This window comes from Aquimarina longa SW024 (assembly GCF_001401755.1).
In the GTDB taxonomy this organism is placed as follows: Bacteria; Bacteroidota; Bacteroidia; order Flavobacteriales; family Flavobacteriaceae; genus Aquimarina; species Aquimarina longa.
This window is the reverse complement of the sequence record NZ_KQ474102.1, coordinates 124,355-146,209: the sequence shown is the minus strand read 5'-3', so window position 1 is coordinate 146,209 and position 21,855 is coordinate 124,355. Positions and strand designations below refer to the sequence as shown.

Below are 21,855 nucleotides of genomic sequence, written 5' to 3'. Positions count from 1 at the left end.
CTATGAGGATAATTGTAATGATAACTTTATTGTTATGTGCTAATTATATATCTACTGCTCAATATGATCCAGGAGCGATAAATTATGGTTTGACATTAGCAAAAATAATTGGTAAAGAACAGGAGTTAGCTATTGGTGGTAGAATAGAATATGCATTTAATTGCTCTACCACTTTTATTGGAGAATATAATCGTTCGTTTGCGATAAAAGTTGAGAAGGAATATGAAGGATTTAATGAATTTGCTTTAGGAGTAAATTTGATTTTATTCAATTGGTACCCTACAACTATAACAGCAGGGATGGGTTATATAGGAAATGATTCTAATATTTTTAAAAGCATAGAGGATGAAGCATTTTTAGGATTTAGAACAGGTGATTTTAATCATGGTGCACAAATAAAAATACGTGCATTACATCAGATTATTACACCATTACATGTTTATGCAGAATTAAATATTAAGAGTTTAGGGAGAAGGTACGATACGCTTTTGATAGGATTTAATTATGATTTTGAAGCCAGATAATAGGCTTTATATACTTATTAATTGGCTTCAAATATAGTTAGTACTATTGTGAAAACTAAATTTAAAAATTAGTTATAGATAATACTTTTATGTTTTTTTGTTGATATTGATAACCTCTTTCATCTCGTTTATAATAAGATCATATGTGTAGTAAGATTCTTTGTCGGTTAATGGTATTAATATTAACATTTCTACCTTACTATTGGCAGGGATATCTTTAAGCATAGGTCGTTGTGCGCTTCTTCTATATCCAGTGGGATTAACTTTTAAGAATACACTTTTACTTTCACTAGTGTCATTCTTAACATATATAATTGTTCGTTTCTCTTGTTTTTCTTCTACTAAATATATTTTTTCTTCCTGAGCATAAGGAACAAAATATAGTAAGAACATTAGTATAGTAATTATTTTTTTCATGGAAATAAGATTTAGGGATTCTTGTAAAAATACATTTTTTATTTGAGTTATTATTGTATATAAGCTAATATAGTGAAAAAAAAGAATTATGTATTTGGGTTAACTATTACCCTCTAAATAGGAAAAAACGATCTTTCATATTTTCTATTTCAGAATTTTTATTAGTTATAATATAATCAATAGCTTCTGTCGTAAAGACTTTTCCTTTATCAGTTAAAGAGACAATATCATTATTGATCGTGATCATATTATTTTTTAGAGCTAAATCCAAAACAGATTTTGATTGCACCTTTTGCCAATTAATATGTTCATTAAGGTGTTTTACATGTCGTTCTTCTTCCTCTTGATGGTTTCCTAAATGCAATAAAAAAGTAAGCAATGAAACCTCTACACGTTGTTGCCTTTGTCGATATAATACTGAAAATAAGCCTTTAGAAGGTGCGAATAAGTATACAGATAGGAAAATCAAGCCTAGCACTGTAGTCATTGATCCAGAAATAGATGTATCAATTATATGGGCAACCCAGTACCCTACAATAGCACTACTTACCCCAAAGAAAACAGAGAGAGCTAACATTTTTGTAAGATTATTTGTTAAGAGATAAGCTGTAGCTGCAGGAGCAATCATTAATGCAATAACTAAAATAGCACCAACAGCATCAAAAGCTCCTACTGTAGTAATTGAAGAAACGGTCATTAAACCATAATGCATAATTACGGGAGATAATCCTAAAGCAGAGGCAAGACCAGCATCAAAAGTACTTATTTTCAGTTCTTTAAAAAAAGCAAGTAATAACCCTAATGTAGTTATTACTATACTACCAATAATCCATAAGGATTTAGGTCCTGCATCTATACCTCCAATACTAAGCCGATCAAAAGGAGCGAAGGCAAGTTCTCCTAATAATACTGCATCAATATCTAAATGTACATCATTAGCATTCTGAGCAATTAGAATAATACCAATACTAAATAAAGCAGGGAATACGAGTCCAATAGCCGTATCTTCTTTAACTAATCCTGTTTTTTGAATAAATTCTACCAATACTACAGTGATTACGCCACTTGCAGCAGCAAGAATGATTAATAATGGAGACGATAAATCATGAGTGATAAAAAAACCAATAACAATACCGGGTAAGATAGAATGGCTTATTGCATCTGTAATTAACGCCATCTTTCGTAGTACTAAGAATGTACCTGGTATGGCACATGCAATAGCGACTAGGCTAGCAATTAATTGTATTTCTATCTGCGCGTTATTCATCTTCGTCTTTAGTTAATTGATTATATAAATTAGAGGCAGTTTGATATCCTGACTCAGTCATAGACCACATATTACCTTGGATTTTGATATACTCTTTATCTTCCAGTTTCTGGAGTGATTTTCTGGTAAACCCTTGAAAATTATTTAAGATTTTAATAGCATGTGGATGTGCTATATTCTCATGAGTACTGGCAATATTATACATAAAAGATAATGTTTTATGTAGTTGTAAATCATTTCTGTTTTTTCTGAAACGTATTTCTCTAAACAATAACCCTCGTCCAGGAGAAAATATAAAAGAGAATAATACAAATACTCCGGCAACCAATACGATTACAGGTCCTGTAGATAAATTATTATGACTAGCACTAATCGCAGTTCCAAAAACTCCTGAAAAAGCACCAAATATAGCTGCCAGAATAACCATTACAGCAAGATTATTTGTCCATTGCCTTGCAGCCGCCGCTGGAGCTAACAGCATGGCACTCATTAATACAACTCCTACAGTTTGTAATCCTAACACAATAGCAATTACAATGAATGTAGTAATCAGTATATCTAAAAATTTAGTATTGAAACCTAATGTCTTTGTATAATCAGCATCGAACAATAATAGTTTTAGTTCTTTCCAGAATAATAATAAAATGATTAGACTGATTCCTGTAACAATACTCATCAACCATACATCACTTTCTAAAAGAGTAGCAGCTTGCCCAAAAAGATAACTTTCTAATCCAGCTTGATTAGCATTTGGCATTTTTTGAATATATGTGAGAAGTAACATCCCAAACCCAAAAAATAACGATAAAATAAGTCCTAGGGCTGTGTCTGATTTTAAATGTGTTTTACTAGTTATTCCACGAATCCAAAATGTACCGATTAGACCACTAATTAATGCTCCTAGTAAAAAAATAGAACTGTTCTTGGTTTCTATGATTAAAAATGCAATAGCGATACCTGGTAATGCTGCATGAGAGATAGCATCGCCTAGCAGGCTCTGCTTACGTAATACAGCAAAACTACCTAACATACCACAAATAGCCCCTAATATTGCTGTGCCTAATGTAATGGTACGCAGGGTATAATCTGTAAAAACTAACTCTATGTATTCGTTTAGATTCATAGTATTAAGTTGATTGTTGTGAGTTCACATTTTTTATATCAAAAGTTATAATAACATCAGTTATGAACCGCTAACTTTATTGTTGTATACTAACTTTATAGTTAATCCCATAGGTTTTTGTAAGGTTATCATCGTTAAAAATATCTTTAACAGGTCCCGTTGCAATCTTTTTTACATTTAGAAATGTAACCCAATCAAAATATTCTGGGACTGTTTGTAGATCGTGATGTACTACAACTACTGTTTTTCCTGCTTTTCTAAGTTCTTTTAAAATATTTATGATTGCTTTTTCGGTAGTCGCATCAACCCCTTGAAAAGGTTCATCCATAAAATAGATAGCAGCATTTTGTACTAATGCTCTTGCTAAAAAAATACGCTGCTGTTGCCCACCTGATAGTTGACTAATTTGTCTATTTTTAAAAGCGAGCATACCTACTTTTTCTAAAGCTTCAAGAGATGCTTTTTTTTCTTTTTGCCCAGGCCTTTTTATCCAGCCTAAACTACCATAAGTTCCCATCATCACGACATCTAGAGCAGTAGTAGGAAAATCCCAATCGACACTTCCTTTTTGAGGAACGTAGGCTACTAAAGAACGTTGTTTTTTATAGGGTTTTCCATAGATTTGGACGCTTCCTGCAATTGGGTTAATGATATCCAGAATCGATTTTATTAAGGTTGATTTTCCTGCCCCATTAGGACCTACAATAGCCATTAAAACCCCTTCAGGAATAGCTAGATCAATATCCCATAAAACAGGTTTATAGTTATAAGCTACAGTAAGATCATCTATTTGAATCGCAATTTTCTGCTCTTGCATTTAAATTTAAATTTAATGGTACTATATTTTTAATTTATATGTTCTTTTACTATTTCTACTTCTTTAATTTTCCAATCTTGATGTATCCATGTGTAGATTCCTTTTTGAGTTATAGTCCATATTTTTTTTAAAGAAAAAAAATACGCGTATACAAATTTTAGCTTTTTGAATTAAAGTTTCAAAGAGTTTATTGTACTCAATTGTATAGTTAATACGTTTGTAATTATTTTTGAAAGATAAAATTCTTGAAAAATATTTTTTTGTATCTTTTGTTAATTGTTGTTTTGTAATAACCTTTTTATTAAGCGCCTTGTAGCTTAATTCATTAGCAAATACAGACATGTATTGAGAAAGGTTTTTTTGAGACATCGCTTCTTGAGCTAATGCATGTGTTTTATCAATTGTTCTTAGAATATGATCAGTAGTTGTTTTATTCATTCTAATTTATACTTTTAAAAAGCAATTGTAATATATGAATAATTATTTCAAAGCATTCACAATAGTATTTACATTGTATTCGAACATTCCTATATAAGTGCCTTCTTTTGTTCCTGAATTACCTAGTGCATCTGAAAATAATGTTCCTCCAATAGTAACCTCATGATTTTTTGATTTTACAGCAGCTTGTAAAGCTTCTATAGTTCTTTTAGGAACAGAACTTTCTACAAAGATTGCTTTTACTTTTTTCTCAATAATAAAACTCGCTAGTTTTTGTACATCTTGTACTCCAGCTTCAGTTGCTGTAGATAACCCTTGGAGACCAACTACATTAAAATCATATGCTTTCCCAAAATAACTAAATGCATCATGCGCAGTAACTAAGATTCGCTTTTCTTGCGGTAATGTAGCGATTGTATTTTTTAGTTTAGATTCTAAATCATCTAATTGGGATAAGTATAATTTCCCATTTTCTCTAAAAGCAGTCGCATTATTTGGGTCGATTTCTGTAAGTTTATTTATAACAAATTCAGATATTATTTTCCAATTAGCAACACTAAACCATATATGGGGATCGTAATTAGAAGCGAAATAATCAGAGCCTATTAATGTTTTTTTATCTAAGCTTTCTCCAATAGCAATAGTATTACTACCCTGACGTTTCATTTTTTTGAATATTTCTACAAGTTTTCCTTCTAGATGTAAACCGTTATAAAAAATCACATCAGCATTTACCAATATAGAAACATCTCCTTCACTAGCTTTATATAGATGTGGATCTACACCGCTCCCCATTAGCCCTTGCACGTCTATTAAATCACCTCCTATATTATTAACCAGATCAGTAATCATTGATGTAGTAGTGACTACGCTAAGTTTTTGATTTTTGTCTTTAACTTCTTTTTTACAAGAAGAAAAGATTGACAGAAGAATGCATATAAATAAACTATTTTTAATCATTTTATGATATTTTTTTTAATATTTCAAGAAGTTGGTTAGCACTTAAGAAAGATTGTTTCTGAAATATAATTTCGTATTTGTTATTTAGTATTGTTAATGTAGGGTATCCTATTTTATTATTTACTGTTGCAAGTTCTTTTGCTAATTCATGTACGCCTGTTCGATGCCCATTTGGTTGAAAGTTAAACGTATTATTTAAAAAAATAATACTTTCACGACTTTCCGCATTCAAAGATATAAAATAGAAATTAGTATTCAGTTTTTGAATAATATGAGAGTTCTTTAGAGTAGTATTTTCCATATTCTTACAATAGATACACCAATCTGTATGAATAAATACTACAATAGGCTTAGGTGCAATTTCCATTTTGTACTCTAAGGATTCAAAAGAATGTAATTTTATTTGTGCTATTGTATTCTGATATGTTATAAATAAAAAAAAGAATACTATAATACTAACTATTTTCATTATTATAAAAATTTATAACGGATTCCTAAAAAACCTCGTATTCCTTGGTTTGGTCCATAAATATAAGTAGAATCAAAAGTTAATCCATAAGGATTATCTGGGGTGACTAATACACTTCCATTTTGATCATATTTTACATTTTTATCAAAAGGGTCTTCTGCTCTCGAGATTAAAAAAGGATTTCCTTGATTGGGTGTCCAGTTCAGTAAATTTTTTATACCTCCATATATTTCAATATTGTTTTTAGAAGTGTAGGTGAACTGAATATTTTGGATACTCCACCAAGGGGAATTTTTTCTTCTAGGATCATTAGGTCCTAAAGTAGGAAGACGCATTGGTCCGTATATATTACCTGTATAATCAATAGTAAGGTGGAGAGGTTGTATTTTATAAGTGATTCCCCACGTCCCTGTAATACTTTCTGTTAATTCTTGTCGTGATCGTACTCCATTTTCAGTACTAGAAACATTTAAAGCACTTACACCAGTCATAAGTTTTAAACCGTTAGAAAGGTTCAGTTCAGCGTTTAGACTTACTCCTTTAGAAACAGCATAACCATCTAAATTACTATAGCGTATCTCTTGAGGATTAGTTTCATAATCAGGTTGGATAGCGTTTGTGAAATGAGTATACCAAGCAGAAGCATCTAGATTCATAAAGGTTCCATTGTCAAAAAATATTTTTTTAATGTAATTAACGTTTATATTATATGATTCTTCGGGTTTTAAATCTTCTTCTACAATTACTTCTCGCGATCCCGTAAGAGCAGCATGATCTTCAGTAAATAAATTAACAACTCTAAAACCAGTACCAGTATTAATTCTAAATATGTTTTTAGAATTAATACTCCATTTGTATGCTAATCGAGGGGTAAATATCGTTCCATGATCATTGTCATAATCTAATCTCGAACCTAATAATAGTTTATGTTTAGGAGCTAAAGTAATTTCATCTTGTACAAACACTCCAGGGACATTCTTTTCTTCAGGAGTATTAGAAGTTTCTGAAGCAGTTGCTGGTGTATTATCATCATAATATTGATATCTATATGCTACCCCAGCCAATAGATCATGGGATTTTACTTTTTTACTCCAAGTAAGTTGTGTAAACCCTATTCGTTGTTCGGCTTGATAAGATAAATCTCCATAAAAAGAATCTTGATCATGATTTGTATATGAAAATGAAAGTGCAACTGATTCTTTGATTGGTAGTTCGTAATTCCCTAATATTTCATAACGAGTAGTGTAGATACTTTCTCCATAGACTTCATCACTACCTCTAAACGTTTTATTCCATTCATTTTCTCCACCCCATCTATCTTCATAATAAAATCTACCAGCTAGAGTGAAGTTTTTTCCACTATTTCTTTTAAAACTCCATTTATTAAATACAGATATTCGATCTTGTAATGTTAGATCAGTAAAACCATCATTATTGTTATCAATGGGGTTATCATAAAAAAAATAGTTGGCACCAACTAGTGTTGTTGCAGTTCCTAATTTTGTTTTAAAACCTAAATCTATATTAGTCTCTCCCCATCCAGAAACAAAGGTATCTGCACTTAATTTTGGAGCATTATCAGGGGTTTTGGTGATAATATTAATTAGTCCTCCAACAGCTTCACTACCATATAAAGAAGAAGCAGGGCCTTTAACTACTTCGATTCTATCTATTAATGAATTTGGTATTCCGGATAATCCATAAACAGTAGATAAACCACTCACAATTGGCATACCATCAATCATTACCAATGTATAAGGACCCTCTAGCCCGTTTACATGGATATCTCCTGTATTACAAATGCTGCAATTAAGTTGAGGACGTACTCCATTGATATTTTGTAAAGCTTCAAAAAGACTTGGGGTAGGGTTTTTTTTGAAAAATGTAGGGGAATATATCTCTACAGGTACAGGACTTTCTGATCTTTTTACAGGTTTAAGGGTGCCAGAAATAACAACTTCATCTAAAGAAGACCCCTGAGTTAAAACAAGGCGTGTTTTGTTTTCCCCTTCCTTAATAGTAACTTTTTTTTTGATAGAATTATAACCTGTAAAAGAAGCCACTATTTTATATGTTCCTGTAGGTATATTACCAATTTCAAAATTACCATTTTCATTACTAGAACTTCCGAATGAAGTTCCTTCTATAGATATATTAGCGAATGGTAGTATTCCATTTTCATCATATATTGAACCTTTTAATGTACCATTTTGTGCATTTCCGATATTAAAAAATACAAGAATAGTAATCGAATAAATAAATTTAAGGATATTTTTGTTGTACATTGTTGACGTGTGACTATAATTATTAATTTGGTAAAACTAAAAAAGTTAGCTATGACTAACAAATTAAATTCGAATAATTTAACAAAAAGTGAAGAAGATTACTTAAAAGCATTATTTTATTTGATTGTAGAAGAAGACTCAGTTAAGGTAGGAAACAATCAATTAGCCGAGTACCTTAATGTTTCTCCTGCATCTGCTAATAATATGATTAAGAAGCTAAAAGCTAAGGATTATGTGATTAGTGAGAAGTATGGTAAATTGGATCTAACAGAAGGAGGGAGATTAATAGCAGTAAGATTGATTCGCAAACACAGATTATGGGAAACTTTTTTATGTAATTATTTAAATTTTACATGGGATGAGGTACATGAAGTTGCAGAACAGTTAGAGCATATTAAATCTCGTAAATTGATAGATGAACTGGATCGGTTTATGGATTTTCCTAAAAAAGATCCACACGGAGAAATGATTCCTAATGCCGATGGAGAATATGCTATTTTACCAAAAATTACTCTTTCTTCTTTGTTAGAAGGAGATGTTTGTGAACTTGTGGCAGTAAATGATGGGTCTGTTAATTTCTTAAAATATGTTTCAGAGATAGGCTTGGTTTTAAGTAGTGAAATAAAAATCATAGAAATTAGGGATTTTGATAAATCTATTCGTATTCAATTTAATGAAGGAGAGGAAACCGTTACAAGAAAATTTGCAGATAATGTATTCGTTAATAAGGTTATATAGGTTTTGTAAATGTTAAAATAGAGTTAGTCTATAAGAATGTTAAGGAATAGCAGTTATCTTTGAGTATTACACAATCAATTTATGGAGCTTAATTTAAAAAGACCGATATGTTTTTTTGATCTTGAAACTACCGGTGTCAACATTTCTAAAGATCGAATTGTAGAAATCTCTATTTTAAAAATCTTTCCTAATGGTACGCAGGAAAGTAAGACTTGGTTAGTTAATCCAGAAATGCCTATTCCTCCAGAAACAACTGCAGTACATGGTATTGATGATGCTAAAGTATCTAACGAACCTATTTTTAAAAAACTTGCTAGTAAAGTTAGTGAAATGATCAAAGGATGTGATCTGGGAGGATTTAACTCTAATCGTTTTGATATTCCATTATTAGCAGAAGAATTATTGAGAGCAGGGTTAGATTTTGATATGAAAAATACAGTATCAATAGATGTCCAGACGATATATCATAAAATGGAAAAGAGAACACTTTCTGCTGCGTATAAGTTTTATTGTGATAAAGATTTGACTGATGCTCATTCTGCAGAAGCAGATACTTTAGCAACTTATGAAGTCTTAAAATCACAATTAGATCGATATCCCGAACTAGAGAACGATGCTAAGTTTTTGGCAGAGTTTAGCTCTAGAAAACAATTTGCAGACTTTGCAGGTTTTATTGTGTATAATGATGATGGAAAAGAGGTTTTTTCTTTTGGGAAACATAAAGGCAAGCTGGTAGAACAAGTAATGGAAGAAGAACCAGGTTATTTTGGGTGGATACAGAATGCAGATTTTCCTTTATACACAAAGAAAGTACTAACAGCAGTGAGGCTTCGAAAATTAAATAATAGCTTAAAATCATAATTAATATCTTTAGTATTCCAGAAATATGAAACTTATTTGTATAGGACGTAATTATACAGATCATATTGAAGAGTTAGAGAATGAAAAACCTATAGATCCTGTTGTTTTTATAAAACCAGATACCGCTATTTTATTAAAAAAACAACCATTTTTTATTCCAGATTTTTCAGATGATGTGCACCACGAAGTTGAAGTATTGGTGAAAATAAATAAAGTAGGAAAGCATATTAATAGAAAATTTGCTCATAAATACTATAATGAAATAAGTTTAGGAATAGATTTTACAGCGAGAGATTTACAAGCTAAACTTAAGGAAAAAGGATTGCCATGGGAAAAAGCAAAGGCCTTCGATGGAGCTGCTGTAATAGGGAGTTGGGTGGATAAAAAGCAATTTGAAGATATTGATAATCTTGATTTTCATTTAGAGAAAAATGATACTATAGTTCAGCAAAGTAATACTAGTTTTATGTTATGGAAGATTGATGAATTAATAGAATATGTGTCAAAATATTTTACTTTGAAGATAGGAGATATTATATTTACAGGTACGCCGGCAGGTGTTGGAGCAGTAAAAGCTAATGATGTTTTGACCGGATATATAAGAAACCAACAATTTTTTTCAATAAAAGTAAAGTAAATGAGTAAAGGTTATAGTTTAAAAAACGTAAATGAGTTATCAGGAGGTGATGATGAATTTATAGCTGTTCTGGTACAAACTTTTTTAGAAGAAATACCTCCCGATGTTGATAGTATGGTGCAAGCAGTCAATTCGAATAATCCTCAGATGGCATATCAGTATGCTCATAAGATGAAACCAAATTTTCAATTATTTGATATTGATCTTTTAAAACAGATTAAGCAGATAGAAGCCTGGTCTAAGACCAATAAGTCAAAAGAAGAAATTATGCCAGCATTAGACCATATTGTTAATGTGGTGAACAATGTCTTAGAAGATCTTAAAACTGATTATAAGTAGAATGCAGGCAGAAATAATTACGATAGGAGATGAAATCCTAATTGGTCAAATCATTGATTCTAACGCTGCATTTATAGGAAAAGAACTTAATAAAATAGGAATAGATGTATATCAAATCACTTCTATAAAGGATGATAAGCAACATATTCTTAATGCTATAGAAGAAGCAGCCAATAGAGTTAATGTAGTATTAATTACAGGAGGGCTTGGTCCGACAAAAGATGATATTACTAAACATACTATTTGTGAATATTTTGATGATACCTTAGTAGAAAATAAAGACGTGCTTCTACATGTAGAGCAATTATTTGCAAAATATATTTCAACACCTCTTTCTGATATTAATAAGCAACAAGCTCTTGTACCGAGCAAATCTACCGTTTTGATGAACCTTTATGGTACAGCTCCAGGGATGTGGTTAGAGAAAGAAAGTACGGTTTTTATAGCTATGCCGGGAGTACCATATGAGATGGAAGGATTGATGAAAGATGAAGTTTTACCAAGATTACAAAAGAAATTTGATAGACCATATATTATTCATAAAACAATTCTAACTTATGGTATGGGAGAGAGTGCAATATCCGAAAAGATCGAAGATTGGGAGAATAGTTTGCCATCATATATCAAATTAGCATATTTGCCTAATCTGGGAAGAGTAAGACTTCGGCTTTCTGCACGAGGAGGTAATAAAAAACTCCTTGAAGATACTATTAGAGATAAAGTATCAGCGCTAGATCTTATTATAGGAGATATTATTGTAGGATATGAAGAAGATGAGACTATAGAGGTTAGGATAGGAAAAATATTAGCAAAACATAATAAAACACTAGCTGTAGCAGAAAGTTGTACAGGAGGTAGAATAGCACAATCATTTACTGCTAACCCTGGAGCTTCAGCCTATTTTAATGGAGGAACGGTTACCTATGCTACACAATCTAAAATAGATGTGTTAGCAGTAGGATCTAATATCATAAAAAAACATACAGTGACCAGTAGTGAGGTAGCAGAAGCTATGGCAACTGCTGTAAAAGAAAAGTTTAAATCAGATTATGCAATCGCTACTACAGGTAATGCAGGACCAACAAAAGGGGATGGAGATGTAGAAGTAGGAACCGTTTTTATAGCAATAGCTACTCCAGAAAATGTTTTTTCAGAGAAGTATGTGTTTAGCAATCTTAGAGAACGAACTATTGGTAAAGCAGTAAATAAATCTTTTGAACTTTTGCTTGAAAAATTACCTAAATAGAAGGTACTTTTATATAAAAATTAATAAACACTTTTCCTAAAGTATTAGTGTACTATTTTACAAATTTTAGGAAACTAACAGAATTGGGACTGATTTTTTTGTAAGATTAGTTTTATAGAGATATTATGTGAATTAGCTAGTTCTAAAATTTCAATATTTTGAAGAGCAATAAAAACAATAACATAAATATTAATTTACTTTATTTATTGTTTGTTAATAGGTTGATCTTGTATTAGGTAATTGTTTTAGAGATATAGTAGTGATGATGATAATGATAGTGTTTATCACTTTTGTTTTTTTACTTTTATAAGTGTCCAAACAAAAAACTTTAAAAAAGAGTAAAAATTTAGTTAACTATTATTGGTCGTTAGGTAAATAATTCGTTAATTTGCACCCTGTTTTTGAAATAACACAAAAATTAAGAAGAGATGTCAAGAGTTTGTGAGCTTACAGGTAAAAAAGCAATGGTAGGGAACAATGTTTCTCACGCAATGAATAAAACAAAGCGTAAATTTAACGCAAATTTAATTAAAAAGCGTTTTTATATCCCAGAAGAAGATCGTTGGATAACACTAAAAGTGTCTACTGCTGCATTAAAAAATATAAATAAGAATGGAATCTCTGCTGTTTTAAAAGAAGCAAGAGCAAAAGGTTTCTTCAACAAATAGTAGTCTCCTTATTTTAAAAGATATTTATAATGGCAAAGAAAGGTAATAGAGTTCAAGTAATCTTAGAATGTACAGAGCATAAAGCTTCTGGTAAACCAGGTACATCAAGATATATTACAACCAAAAATAAAAAGAACACTCCTGATAGAATAGAAATAAAGAAATTTAATCCTATTCTTAAGAAAATGACTGTTCATAAAGAAATCAAATAATAAGAGATGGCAAAGAAATCAGTAGCATCGTTACAGACAGGATCAAAGAGATTAACAAAAGCCATAAAAATGGTTAAATCTCCAAAGAGTGGAGCATATACTTTCGTAGAATCAATTATGGCTCCAGAAGCAGTTAATGACTTTTTAAAGAAAAAGTAATTAATCTGGTAATAAGATATTTAAAAAGAAGCCGTTTCAATTCTATTGAAATGGCTCTTTCTTTTTATATTTAAGCATTGTAACTAAGCGTTTTTAATTTTATCATATCGAATAGTAAATGGGGCTTTTTAAAAATATATTTTCTTCAGAGAAAAAAGAAACACTTGATAAAGGATTAGAGAAATCAAAAACAAATTTCTTTTCTAAATTAAGTAAAGCGGTAGCTGGTAAATCCAAAGTAGATGACCAAGTCTTGGATGACCTAGAAGAGATATTGGTTACGAGTGATGTTGGAGTTAAAACTACGATTAAGATAATAGAACGTATAGAAGATCGTGTCTCTAGAGATAAATATTTAGGAACAACTGAGTTAAATAAAATATTAAGAGAAGAAATAGCAGGACTGCTTTCTGAAACTAATATTGGAGAAGCTACTGATTTTGAGATCCCAAAAGACAAAAAACCTTACGTGTTAATGGTTGTTGGAGTTAATGGAGTAGGAAAAACAACTACGATAGGAAAGCTAGCATATCAGCTAAAAAATAAAGGATTAAAAGTTGTTTTAGGGGCAGCAGATACCTTTAGAGCAGCAGCAATTGATCAATTACAAGTATGGGCTGATCGTGTAGACGTTCCAATTATAAAACAAGATATGGGGAGCGACCCTGCTTCTGTAGCATTTGATACCTTACAATCTGGGGTAAATCAAGATGCTGATATAATTATTATTGATACTGCTGGAAGATTACATAATAAAGTCAATTTAATGAATGAGTTGACAAAAGTAAAACGAGTAATGCAGAAAGTAATAGGAGATGCACCCCATGATGTATTATTAGTTTTAGATGGCTCTACAGGTCAAAATGCTTTTGAGCAAGCAAAACAATTTACAGCAGCAACAGAAGTAACCTCTTTAGCAGTAACAAAACTAGATGGAACAGCAAAAGGAGGAGTCGTTATAGGAATAAGTGATCAGTTTAAAATTCCAGTAAAATATATAGGTGTAGGAGAAGGAATAGAAGACCTTCAAGTATTTAATAAATATGAGTTTGTAGATTCATTCTTTAAATAGTACATGTTACAAAATAGTTAAAAAAGGTGTTGAATAATGTTTTCAATACCTTTTTTTATATTTTGAAGACATCATCAATTAAATTCTTACAATCAGGTAAAGCTTATGCTTTACTACTTAGGAATTCAATTAGTATAATTTATAAACTTCATATATAATATTATGAGAGCATTACTTTACTTTTTACTTTCGACTTTGTTTTTAATTTCCTGCAAAAAACAAAAGGACATAAAACTACTAAAGGAGAAACAATCAAAGATAGTATGGCAAGCATATGATGAAACCAAAGATTTAGAGGCTACCCATAAGTTACAAGAAACACGAATGCACCTTAAATTAATTAACTCTAAAGTACTAGATAAAAATGATATATGGGGTGCGTTAGAGGTAGAATTAGACTTTTTTTCAGAAGAAAAGTACAATAACTTAGCAAAATATATTATAGAAAGTGACATTCCTACTATTCAACGCTATATAAAAGAAGGTAGATTTACGTATGAAGAGCTTACTCTTTTTTATATCTATCGTATTAGAAAATATGAAAGTGATAATACTGTATCCTTAAATTCTATAATTGCACTTAACCCTAAGGTAATTGAGCAAGCTAAAGCATTGGACAAAATTGATAAAAAAAATATTGATGTAAACTCTGTTTTCGGAATGCCTATTTTATTAAAAGATAATATAGGAACAAATGATATGATGACTACTGCAGGCGCAATTGTATTACAGGATAATCAAACAAAAAATGCTTATATCACAGATAAATTAATCGATAATAATGCTCTAATCTTAGGTAAAGCAAATCTGAGTGAATGGGCATATTTTTTGTGTTCAGGATGTCCATTAGGATATAGTGCAATCGGAGGACAAACACTTAATCCTTATGGAAGAATGATTTTTGAGACTGGTGGATCTAGTTCAGGTAGTGGAGTTGCTGTAGCTGCCAATTTTTGTATTGCCGCAATAGGAACAGAGACTAGTGGATCTATTTTGTCCCCAGCTAGTCAGAATTCTATAGTTGGTTTAAAACCAACTATAGGAGTAGTAAGTAGAACAGGAGTAGTGCCTATTTCTAGCACACTCGATACTCCTGGTCCTATGACTAAAAGTGTAATTGACACTGCTATTTTACTTAGATCTATTATTGGAAAGGATATCGATGATCCTGCTTCTGTAGCAATAGAAGTAGATTTTGTAGAAGAACTTAAGAAAGGGAAATTAAAAGGAAAACGTTTAGGTGTGATAAAAGAACTTCTTAAAGATTCGATATATAATATAGCAATAGAAAAAATTAAAAAAGCCGGTGCAGAGATTATAGAAATTGAACCCAAAGATACTCAGTTACCAGAATTTCTAACTGTTCTGAATATAGATATGAAAAACGATTTACCTCAATATATTAAAACACATGCTGCAAAAGAAGTTACTGTTAAAAATATAAAAGATATTATTACATTTAATCTAGAAGATACTTTAGTGAGAATTCCTTATGGGCAACAGTTATTTAAAGGGATTATTGAAGATAGTACTACTATTGAAGAGTTAGCTGTTATAAAAGAAAATTTAAAGACGATTGCAAGAAATTATTTTGATACTCATATGCATAAGCATCAATTAGATGCAGTTTTATCTATTAATAACTATCATGCGGGATATGCAGCTGTAGCTAAATACCCAGCGATTACTGTTCCTATGGGATATACTGACAATGGAGAGCCAAAGGGACTTACATTTATAGCTAAATCTTTTTCTGAAGGATTATTATTGCAATTAGGGTATGCCTATGAGCAGGTTGCAAAAGAAAGAAAAGTACCTGTTAAGTATAGTAACTAGTCATTGTATCTGGTTTAAATTTAGCAGATACACTATGATTATTTAGTGATAAAATATATAACTTGTATTCTTACTAAGTGTTTAAATATATTATAGCTCTACATTATATGCTTGTTTTGTATTTTCGTAAGCTAAGGAATGAATCTAAATAGTATTACTCTATTATATTGAAGCTATCTATTTCTTATATCATAATATTTCTATATACACTACTTACTGTTAGTTATGCGCAAGAAGTGCCTAAAATGACTATAGATGATAGTATAAAAAATATGTTTAGCGAGTCAATGTTTTTAAGAAATAAAAACAGAAATACTCAAGCAATGGCAGTTGTAAATGATGCTTTTGCATTAGCTGAAAAATATAAAAGAGACAGTTTAATAGGTGCTTCTTATTTTTATTACGCAACGATCTATAGAGCAGTAAAAGATTATAAAAACTCTGAGATTTATTATAAAAAAGCGATTCAATACCAAAAAGATATTCACCAAATATCAGAACTTTCAGGTATTTATAACACTTATGCTAGCTTGCTTCTGGATATGAAAAAAGAAAAAGAAGCATTTTCTAAATATAATGAAGCTATTAAATATGCTGTTTTAACAAATAATAAAACTCATAATTCATCTCCTTTAGTAAATCTAGCTAATTATTATTATAAGAAAGAAGAATATGAAAAAGCAAAAACATATGCAAGAAAAGCAATACAGGTAATCCAGGGTTTTTCTTCTAAAAAATATGATCGTTTTTTAGATCAAGTTCGTGCACTTTCTTGGATGATTATTGGTGTTGCAGATATAAAGTCAGATGATTTTGAGTCTGGAGATATCTATTTGAAAAAAGCGTTAGACTATTATATAAGACAGGGAGATGACAAAAATATAGCTACTATTTATTTTCGTTATTATGAGTATTATATACAAATCAAAGATTCTACTAAAGCTTTTGATTATCATTTATCGTATGCCAAACACGATAAAAAGTATAATAAAGAACTTTTAGAGGAGAAAATAAAAGAAAATGAAGAGCTTAAGCAATTTGAAGATAATGTTTTAGCACTCGAAATTGCTCAAAAAGAAGTAGCGTTGCAAAAAGAACAAAAAAAGCGTTTAAAATATTCACTGTTATTACTCTCTTTTTTTGTAATATTATTTATTATAAGTATCATTATATTATCTAAAAAAAATAAAACTCTTAAGAAACTAAGAGAAAGTACAGTTAAAATTTCAGAGCAAAAATCAAAATTTATTGCGATGATTAGCCATGAAATTAAAACACCACTACATTCTGTTATAGGGTTTAATAATATTTTATTAGAAGAATCACCAAGACCTAGTCAAAAAAAATATTTACAGTTTTTAAAAAATGCATCTAATCATTTATTATTGTTAGTTGATAATATGTTAAATCATTATAGATCTAATTCATATCGATTAGAAGCTCAAAACTCTGATTTTAAATTTAGAGAATGTATTCAAGAAGTTGTCGATACATTTACGGTTCAATTAAAAAATAAAAATGATAACTTACTTTTAAGTATAGATCCTACCATTCCTAAAATACTACATGGTGATCATTTAAAACTCAATCAGATCCTTATTAATTTAATAAGCAATGCTATAAAGTTTACAGAAGGAGGGACAGTTTGGGTTAGTGCTATTTTAGAAAATAAGAGCAATACTACTTGTCGAATTTTATTTGAAGTAAAAGATACCGGTATTGGTATTTCTAAGGCTGATCAAAAGGGAATTTTCGATGAATTTGGACAAAAATCACAGAATATAAATAAAGAATTCCAAGGTAGTGGACTTGGGTTATCGATTGTAAAACAGCTCTTAGAATCGCTAGAGAGCACTATTAATATAGAGAGTGAGGAAAATAAAGGGAGTCAATTTTCATTTAGTTTAGCTTTTAAATATATAGAGCTAGAAATACCTAAAGAAATAACTGATATTGATTTAAAAAAGCTAGAAGGACTACAAGTGTTAGTTGTAGAAGATCATAAATTAAACCAATTGATTATAGCAAAAACACTAAAAAAAAATAAGATGGAATTTTCTATTTGCGATAATGGTTTGGTAGCAGTCGAAACCTTTAATTCTAAACCTTTATGCTATTATGATCTTATATTAATGGATATACATATGCCAGTGATGAATGGTTATGATGCGACTTTAAAAATTAGAGAAAAAGATCATAATATTCCTATTTTAGCACTTACTGCAGTAGAAATAGACTTCAGTTCCGAAGATTTAAAACGCCTAGGGTTAACAGATGTCGTTAGTAAACCTTATAAAGAATCTATACTATACCAGAAAATTATAGAGTATTGTTTTAATTAATATGATCTTAAATTTAGATAGAATTTTTAATTTTTTGCATAAAATATAAGTACCTATAAAACTATTATTAGAACAAGAGATAAATAGTATTTAAAGTAGAAGAGATATGTTACCTTTTTTCATTATATCGCTTAGATAGTACACGATGAAAGTCATTTGATTAGCTTATATATTATAATATAACCAAATATCTGTTTAAGTTAGTATAGGACTATAGAGTAATCAGGGTTAAATCTATATAGTTATTGAATTTATACCTTAAACTTTGTTTTATCCTCGTATCTTTGCACACCTTTATTCAGAAGATATGAGAACAAAGACATTAAAGAAGAATAAGATTAATGTAGTTACATTAGGTTGTAGTAAGAATGTATATGATAGCGAAGTATTAATGGGGCAATTGCGAGCAAACAATAAAGAAGTTGTTCATGAAGAGGAAGGGAATATTGTTGTTATTAACACCTGTGGTTTTATAGCTAATGCTAAAGAAGAATCTGTAAATACCATTTTAGAATATGTGCAGAAAAAAGAAGATGGAGCAGTAGATAAAATTTTTGTTACAGGGTGTCTTTCTGAACGTTATAAACCAGACCTAGAAGAGGAGATACCAGATGTTGATCAGTATTTTGGGACAACAGAACTTCCTGGATTATTAAAAGCATTAGGAGCAGATTATAAGCATGAGCTTATTGGAGAGCGATTAACAACAACCCCAAAAAACTACGCATATTTAAAAATAGCAGAAGGATGTGATCGACCATGCTCTTTTTGTGCTATTCCTTTAATGCGAGGAAAACACAAATCTACACCAATTGAAGAATTAGTGATAGAAGCGGAGAAATTAGCTGCTGATGGTGTTAAAGAACTAGTTTTAATTGCTCAGGATTTAACATACTATGGATTAGATCTTTATAAGGAAAGAAAACTAGCAGATTTACTTAGAGCATTAGTAAAGGTAGAAGGAATAGAATGGATACGGTTACATTATGCATTCCCAACAGGTTTCCCAATGGAAGTTCTAGAGGTAATGAAAGCAGAACCAAAGGTGTGTAATTATATTGATATACCTCTGCAACATATAGCAGATCCTATATTAAAATCGATGCGCCGTGGAACAACTAAAGCAAAAACAACTAAACTCTTAAAAGAGTTTAGAGAAGCTGTTCCTGAAATGACTATTCGTACAACACTTATTGTAGGATATCCAGGTGAAACACAAGAGGATTTTGAAACCCTACGAGAGTGGGTGAGAGAAATGCGTTTTGAACGTTTAGGATGTTTTACATATTCGCACGAAGAGAATACACATGCCTATACTTTAGAAGATGATGTCCCAGAAGAAATAAAGATGGAACGCGCTAATGAGATTATGGAAATTCAATCGCAAATTTCATGGGAGTTAAATCAACAAAAAATTGGACAAGAGTTTAAAATAGTTGTGGATCGTAAAGAAGGAAATTATTTTATAGGAAGAACAGAGTTTGATTCTCCAGATGTAGATAATGAAGTGTTAATTGATGCATCTAAACATTATCTCAAAACAGGTGATTTTGCAAAAGTAAAAATTTATGAAGCCGAAGATTTTGACTTATACGGAGAAGTTATTTAGTTAGATAGTATTTTTCTACTATTTTTTTCTGTCAAAATATTATGATTTAAAATTTAAGTGATGTGATTCTACATATCCATATTTTATGTAAATGGTATAAAATTCTTTGAAAAATAGAAGAAAAGTCATGATTCTGATATAAATAGATATGTTTAGTATTTCTAATTTTAAAAATCAATTATATACTAAGATGTGAGTAAAATATATTACTGAGATTAATATAATAGAGATGAAAGCTGCATTAGATTTTCTATCGCTAAAAGAATTTTCAGATTTCTTGGAACTATTTAGAAAAACTGATCTTAAAGTGTTGTTATTTATAAGAATTTATATAAGTTACGATTTGATTTAATTACTTTTTGAAGACTTGTAGTCACCATCAAAAATGATGTTCCAATTTTTTCCTTTATCAGTACTTTGGTACCAAGTCTGTCTTACGGTATCGTCAGTGTTTTTTTGCCATTCGATTTTATTTAATAAAGCTCCTTTTTTAGTGACAACCTCATTTTGTAATATCATTTTACGATGCTTAAGATTCCCTTGAAGATGTAATGTAAGTCCACTATTATCTACCCAAAACTGTTCCCATTGATTCGTTCTAGGGTTGTATTTATTAAGGCTAGTACCTTGATATTTAGATGAAGTAGAATGATAGGTTTCTCTAATGGCTTTATTATCTATAATAGATTCTATTTTACTTTTTCCTACTATAGAATCAGTGTTATGTTTATATACATTCCATTCTCCAATCCAAAAATCAAATGCTCTATATTGATCATTAGATTTATCCTGAGCAGTACTCTGTAAAAAACAAAACCCAAATAATAATAATAACTTTGCTATAGGATGCATTAACAATGATATTTTTCTAAAGATACATTATTTTGTTGACCTATTTTGCTTTCTGATGTCTAAATAGAGATCAGTTAATGTGCATATATTTTAGTATGATTCAGATTTTTACATAAAAAAAGAAGCCCAATTTGGACTTCTTTTTTTATATAAATTATATGTAATTTAGAAATTTAGATCATTTTTCACTTCATTAGACGAATCTATAACTTCTATAGGTTTTTCATTTTCAGGAGTTGTCTCCGTAGGTTCTTTTTCTGAAGTAAAAACGCTTTCATCAACTGATTCTGCTTCACATGAACATAGAATAACTGTAATAGCTAGTAGAGATAGGGATTTTTTGATCATCACTTTTTATTTTTGTTTTTTAAAAATTTAGATCATTTTTCACTTCATTAGACGAATCTATAACTTCTATAGGTTTGTCATTTTCAGGAGTTGTTGTCTCCGTAGGTTCTTTTTCTGAAGTAAAAACGCTTTCATCAACTGATTCTGCTTCACATGAGCATAGAATAACTGTAATAGCAAGTAGAGATAGGGATTTTTTGATCATCACTTTTTATTTTTGTTTTTTTAAAAATTTAGATCATTTTTCACTTCATTAGACGAATCTATAACTTCTATAGGTTTTTCATTTTCAGGAGTTGTCTCCGTAGGTTCTTTTTCTGAAGTAAAAACACTTTCATCAACTGATTCTGCTTCACATGAACATAGAACAGCAGTAATAGCAAGTAGAGATAGGAATTTTTTGATCATCACTTTTATTTTTTTGTTTTGTATATTAGGTTAAATCGAGGACAAATGTATCTAAAAAAAAGACATGAAATCTTAAAAATAGATTAACGAACTGCTTGAGATTAATAAGTTAATAGAAAATGAATTGAGAAGTTTTTAATAGACTCATAACATCATTTTTGAATTGTTTAATACAGTTAAGTTATCTTATGATTTTTATTCAATTTTTCATTTGTTTTATTGAATAAT

Annotated in this window: 25 protein-coding genes; 13 read left to right on the top strand and 12 right to left on the bottom strand. The window is 30.2% G+C overall.

Features of this window, described 5'->3' with window-relative positions:
• The first annotated feature begins 2 nt into the window (after positions 1 to 2).
• The gene (locus tag N456_RS16705; protein ID WP_062059717.1) at positions 3 to 524 is read left to right on the top strand and encodes a hypothetical protein; all 522 of its coding nucleotides are present in this window, start codon (positions 3 to 5) and stop codon (positions 522 to 524) included.
• A gap of 87 nt (positions 525 to 611) precedes the next feature.
• Here N456_RS16705 and N456_RS16700 read toward each other — a convergent pair whose 3' ends face one another.
• The 8 genes from N456_RS16700 to N456_RS16665 all read right to left on the bottom strand — a co-directional run bounded on the left by N456_RS16700 (position 612) and on the right by N456_RS16665 (position 8,300).
• Positions 612 to 941, bottom strand: a complete 330-nt coding sequence (locus N456_RS16700) for a hypothetical protein (RefSeq protein ID WP_062059716.1) — start codon at positions 939 to 941, stop codon at positions 612 to 614.
• Positions 942 to 1,047: 106 nt separating this feature from the next.
• On the bottom strand, positions 1,048 to 2,208 hold the full coding sequence (locus N456_RS16695) for a metal ABC transporter permease (RefSeq protein ID WP_062059714.1): 1,161 nt from the start codon (positions 2,206 to 2,208) through the stop codon (positions 1,048 to 1,050).
• Positions 2,201 to 3,331, bottom strand: coding sequence for a metal ABC transporter permease (locus tag N456_RS16690; protein ID WP_062059713.1), 1,131 nt, complete (start codon positions 3,329 to 3,331; stop codon positions 2,201 to 2,203). Before N456_RS16690 ends, N456_RS16695 begins: the two co-directional genes overlap by 8 nt.
• 76 nt (positions 3,332 to 3,407) lie before the next feature.
• Entirely contained in the window at positions 3,408 to 4,148 is a 741-nt protein-coding gene (locus N456_RS16685; protein ID WP_062059710.1) for a metal ABC transporter ATP-binding protein, read from the bottom strand.
• Between the two features lie 63 nt (positions 4,149 to 4,211).
• Positions 4,212 to 4,586: a hypothetical protein gene (locus N456_RS16680; protein WP_062059708.1), complete on the bottom strand. Its 375-nt coding sequence runs from the start codon at positions 4,584 to 4,586 to the stop codon at positions 4,212 to 4,214.
• Positions 4,587 to 4,628: 42 nt separating this feature from the next.
• The gene (locus tag N456_RS16675) at positions 4,629 to 5,543 is read right to left on the bottom strand and encodes a metal ABC transporter solute-binding protein, Zn/Mn family (RefSeq protein ID WP_062060084.1); all 915 of its coding nucleotides are present in this window, start codon (positions 5,541 to 5,543) and stop codon (positions 4,629 to 4,631) included.
• A gap of 4 nt (positions 5,544 to 5,547) precedes the next feature.
• Positions 5,548 to 6,015, bottom strand: coding sequence for a thioredoxin family protein (locus N456_RS16670; RefSeq protein WP_062059706.1), 468 nt, complete (start codon positions 6,013 to 6,015; stop codon positions 5,548 to 5,550).
• Positions 6,016 to 6,017: 2 nt separating this feature from the next.
• Positions 6,018 to 8,300 carry a TonB-dependent receptor gene (locus N456_RS16665; RefSeq protein ID WP_062059705.1) on the bottom strand — a complete coding sequence of 761 codons (2,283 nt, stop codon included), beginning with the start codon at positions 8,298 to 8,300 and terminating at the stop codon, positions 6,018 to 6,020.
• A 51-nt stretch (positions 8,301 to 8,351) separates the two neighbouring features.
• Here N456_RS16665 and N456_RS16660 point away from each other — a divergent pair, with 51 nt between their 5' ends.
• The 12 genes from N456_RS16660 (at position 8,352) to rimO (ending at position 20,019) form a co-directional block, all read left to right on the top strand.
• Positions 8,352 to 9,038 carry a metal-dependent transcriptional regulator gene (locus tag N456_RS16660; RefSeq protein ID WP_062060082.1) on the top strand — a complete coding sequence of 229 codons (687 nt, stop codon included), beginning with the start codon at positions 8,352 to 8,354 and terminating at the stop codon, positions 9,036 to 9,038.
• Positions 9,039 to 9,119: 81 nt separating this feature from the next.
• Positions 9,120 to 9,899 carry a 3'-5' exonuclease gene (locus N456_RS16655; protein WP_062059703.1) on the top strand — a complete coding sequence of 260 codons (780 nt, stop codon included), beginning with the start codon at positions 9,120 to 9,122 and terminating at the stop codon, positions 9,897 to 9,899.
• A 25-nt stretch (positions 9,900 to 9,924) separates the two neighbouring features.
• Positions 9,925 to 10,536, top strand: a complete 612-nt coding sequence (locus N456_RS16650) for a fumarylacetoacetate hydrolase family protein (protein ID WP_062059701.1) — start codon at positions 9,925 to 9,927, stop codon at positions 10,534 to 10,536.
• A complete protein-coding gene (locus tag N456_RS16645; protein ID WP_062059699.1) occupies positions 10,537 to 10,875 on the top strand; it encodes an Hpt domain-containing protein in 339 nt (112 codons plus the stop codon). It begins immediately after the preceding gene.
• A gap of 1 nt (position 10,876) precedes the next feature.
• Positions 10,877 to 12,121, top strand: coding sequence for a CinA family nicotinamide mononucleotide deamidase-related protein (locus N456_RS16640; protein ID WP_062059697.1), 1,245 nt, complete (start codon positions 10,877 to 10,879; stop codon positions 12,119 to 12,121).
• Positions 12,122 to 12,549: 428 nt separating this feature from the next.
• Complete coding sequence (rpmB, locus tag N456_RS16635; RefSeq protein ID WP_062059696.1) at positions 12,550 to 12,789, top strand: 50S ribosomal protein L28; 240 nt, start codon at positions 12,550 to 12,552, stop codon at positions 12,787 to 12,789.
• Between the two features lie 29 nt (positions 12,790 to 12,818).
• Positions 12,819 to 13,001: a 50S ribosomal protein L33 gene (rpmG, locus tag N456_RS16630; protein WP_062059694.1), complete on the top strand. Its 183-nt coding sequence runs from the start codon at positions 12,819 to 12,821 to the stop codon at positions 12,999 to 13,001.
• A 6-nt stretch (positions 13,002 to 13,007) separates the two neighbouring features.
• The gene (locus N456_RS23790; RefSeq protein ID WP_082422566.1) at positions 13,008 to 13,160 is read left to right on the top strand and encodes a DUF4295 domain-containing protein; all 153 of its coding nucleotides are present in this window, start codon (positions 13,008 to 13,010) and stop codon (positions 13,158 to 13,160) included.
• A 118-nt stretch (positions 13,161 to 13,278) separates the two neighbouring features.
• A complete protein-coding gene (ftsY, locus tag N456_RS16625) occupies positions 13,279 to 14,232 on the top strand; it encodes a signal recognition particle-docking protein FtsY (protein ID WP_062059692.1) in 954 nt (317 codons plus the stop codon).
• Positions 14,233 to 14,394: 162 nt separating this feature from the next.
• Complete coding sequence (locus N456_RS16620; protein WP_062059689.1) at positions 14,395 to 16,068, top strand: amidase family protein; 1,674 nt, start codon at positions 14,395 to 14,397, stop codon at positions 16,066 to 16,068.
• A 167-nt stretch (positions 16,069 to 16,235) separates the two neighbouring features.
• Positions 16,236 to 18,410 (top strand): ATP-binding response regulator, encoded by a 2,175-nt coding sequence (locus tag N456_RS16615; protein ID WP_148639357.1) that lies wholly within the window; start codon positions 16,236 to 16,238, stop codon positions 18,408 to 18,410.
• 307 nt (positions 18,411 to 18,717) lie between these two features.
• Complete coding sequence (rimO, locus tag N456_RS16610; protein ID WP_062059685.1) at positions 18,718 to 20,019, top strand: 30S ribosomal protein S12 methylthiotransferase RimO; 1,302 nt, start codon at positions 18,718 to 18,720, stop codon at positions 20,017 to 20,019.
• A gap of 348 nt (positions 20,020 to 20,367) precedes the next feature.
• On the opposite strand, the gene N456_RS16605 is transcribed toward rimO, so the two are convergent.
• The 4 genes from N456_RS16605 to N456_RS16590 all read right to left on the bottom strand — a co-directional run bounded on the left by N456_RS16605 (position 20,368) and on the right by N456_RS16590 (position 21,627).
• A complete protein-coding gene (locus N456_RS16605) occupies positions 20,368 to 20,871 on the bottom strand; it encodes a hypothetical protein (RefSeq protein WP_062059682.1) in 504 nt (167 codons plus the stop codon).
• A 165-nt stretch (positions 20,872 to 21,036) separates the two neighbouring features.
• The gene (locus tag N456_RS16600; RefSeq protein ID WP_062059680.1) at positions 21,037 to 21,219 is read right to left on the bottom strand and encodes a hypothetical protein; all 183 of its coding nucleotides are present in this window, start codon (positions 21,217 to 21,219) and stop codon (positions 21,037 to 21,039) included.
• Between the two features lie 19 nt (positions 21,220 to 21,238).
• On the bottom strand, positions 21,239 to 21,424 hold the full coding sequence (locus N456_RS16595; protein ID WP_062059678.1) for a hypothetical protein: 186 nt from the start codon (positions 21,422 to 21,424) through the stop codon (positions 21,239 to 21,241).
• Between the two features lie 20 nt (positions 21,425 to 21,444).
• Positions 21,445 to 21,627 (bottom strand): hypothetical protein, encoded by a 183-nt coding sequence (locus N456_RS16590; RefSeq protein ID WP_062059676.1) that lies wholly within the window; start codon positions 21,625 to 21,627, stop codon positions 21,445 to 21,447.
• Positions 21,628 to 21,855: the final 228 nt, after the last annotated feature.

Bases quoted from the DNA above. Each gene is read 5' to 3' on its own strand.
- N456_RS16705 (WP_062059717.1), top strand. From the start codon at position 3: ATGAGGATAATTGTAATGATAACTTTATTGTTATGTGCTAATTATATA.
- N456_RS16700 (WP_062059716.1), bottom strand. From the start codon at position 941: ATGAAAAAAATAATTACTATACTAATGTTCTTACTATATTTTGTTCCT.
- N456_RS16695 (WP_062059714.1), bottom strand. From the start codon at position 2,208: ATGAATAACGCGCAGATAGAAATACAATTAATTGCTAGCCTAGTCGCT.
- N456_RS16690 (WP_062059713.1), bottom strand. From the start codon at position 3,331: ATGAATCTAAACGAATACATAGAGTTAGTTTTTACAGATTATACCCTG.
- N456_RS16685 (WP_062059710.1), bottom strand. From the start codon at position 4,148: ATGCAAGAGCAGAAAATTGCGATTCAAATAGATGATCTTACTGTAGCT.
- N456_RS16680 (WP_062059708.1), bottom strand. From the start codon at position 4,586: ATGAATAAAACAACTACTGATCATATTCTAAGAACAATTGATAAAACA.
- N456_RS16670 (WP_062059706.1), bottom strand. From the start codon at position 6,015: ATGAAAATAGTTAGTATTATAGTATTCTTTTTTTTATTTATAACATAT.
- N456_RS16665 (WP_062059705.1), bottom strand. From the start codon at position 8,300: ATGTACAACAAAAATATCCTTAAATTTATTTATTCGATTACTATTCTT.
- N456_RS16660 (WP_062060082.1), top strand. From the start codon at position 8,352: ATGACTAACAAATTAAATTCGAATAATTTAACAAAAAGTGAAGAAGAT.
- N456_RS16655 (WP_062059703.1), top strand. From the start codon at position 9,120: ATGGAGCTTAATTTAAAAAGACCGATATGTTTTTTTGATCTTGAAACT.
- N456_RS16650 (WP_062059701.1), top strand. From the start codon at position 9,925: ATGAAACTTATTTGTATAGGACGTAATTATACAGATCATATTGAAGAG.
- N456_RS16645 (WP_062059699.1), top strand. From the start codon at position 10,537: ATGAGTAAAGGTTATAGTTTAAAAAACGTAAATGAGTTATCAGGAGGT.
- N456_RS16640 (WP_062059697.1), top strand. From the start codon at position 10,877: ATGCAGGCAGAAATAATTACGATAGGAGATGAAATCCTAATTGGTCAA.
- rpmB (WP_062059696.1), top strand. From the start codon at position 12,550: ATGTCAAGAGTTTGTGAGCTTACAGGTAAAAAAGCAATGGTAGGGAAC.
- rpmG (WP_062059694.1), top strand. From the start codon at position 12,819: ATGGCAAAGAAAGGTAATAGAGTTCAAGTAATCTTAGAATGTACAGAG.
- N456_RS23790 (WP_082422566.1), top strand. From the start codon at position 13,008: ATGGCAAAGAAATCAGTAGCATCGTTACAGACAGGATCAAAGAGATTA.
- ftsY (WP_062059692.1), top strand. From the start codon at position 13,279: ATGGGGCTTTTTAAAAATATATTTTCTTCAGAGAAAAAAGAAACACTT.
- N456_RS16620 (WP_062059689.1), top strand. From the start codon at position 14,395: ATGAGAGCATTACTTTACTTTTTACTTTCGACTTTGTTTTTAATTTCC.
- rimO (WP_062059685.1), top strand. From the start codon at position 18,718: ATGAGAACAAAGACATTAAAGAAGAATAAGATTAATGTAGTTACATTA.
- N456_RS16605 (WP_062059682.1), bottom strand. From the start codon at position 20,871: ATGCATCCTATAGCAAAGTTATTATTATTATTTGGGTTTTGTTTTTTA.
- N456_RS16600 (WP_062059680.1), bottom strand. From the start codon at position 21,219: ATGATCAAAAAATCCCTATCTCTACTAGCTATTACAGTTATTCTATGT.
- N456_RS16595 (WP_062059678.1), bottom strand. From the start codon at position 21,424: ATGATCAAAAAATCCCTATCTCTACTTGCTATTACAGTTATTCTATGC.
- N456_RS16590 (WP_062059676.1), bottom strand. From the start codon at position 21,627: ATGATCAAAAAATTCCTATCTCTACTTGCTATTACTGCTGTTCTATGT.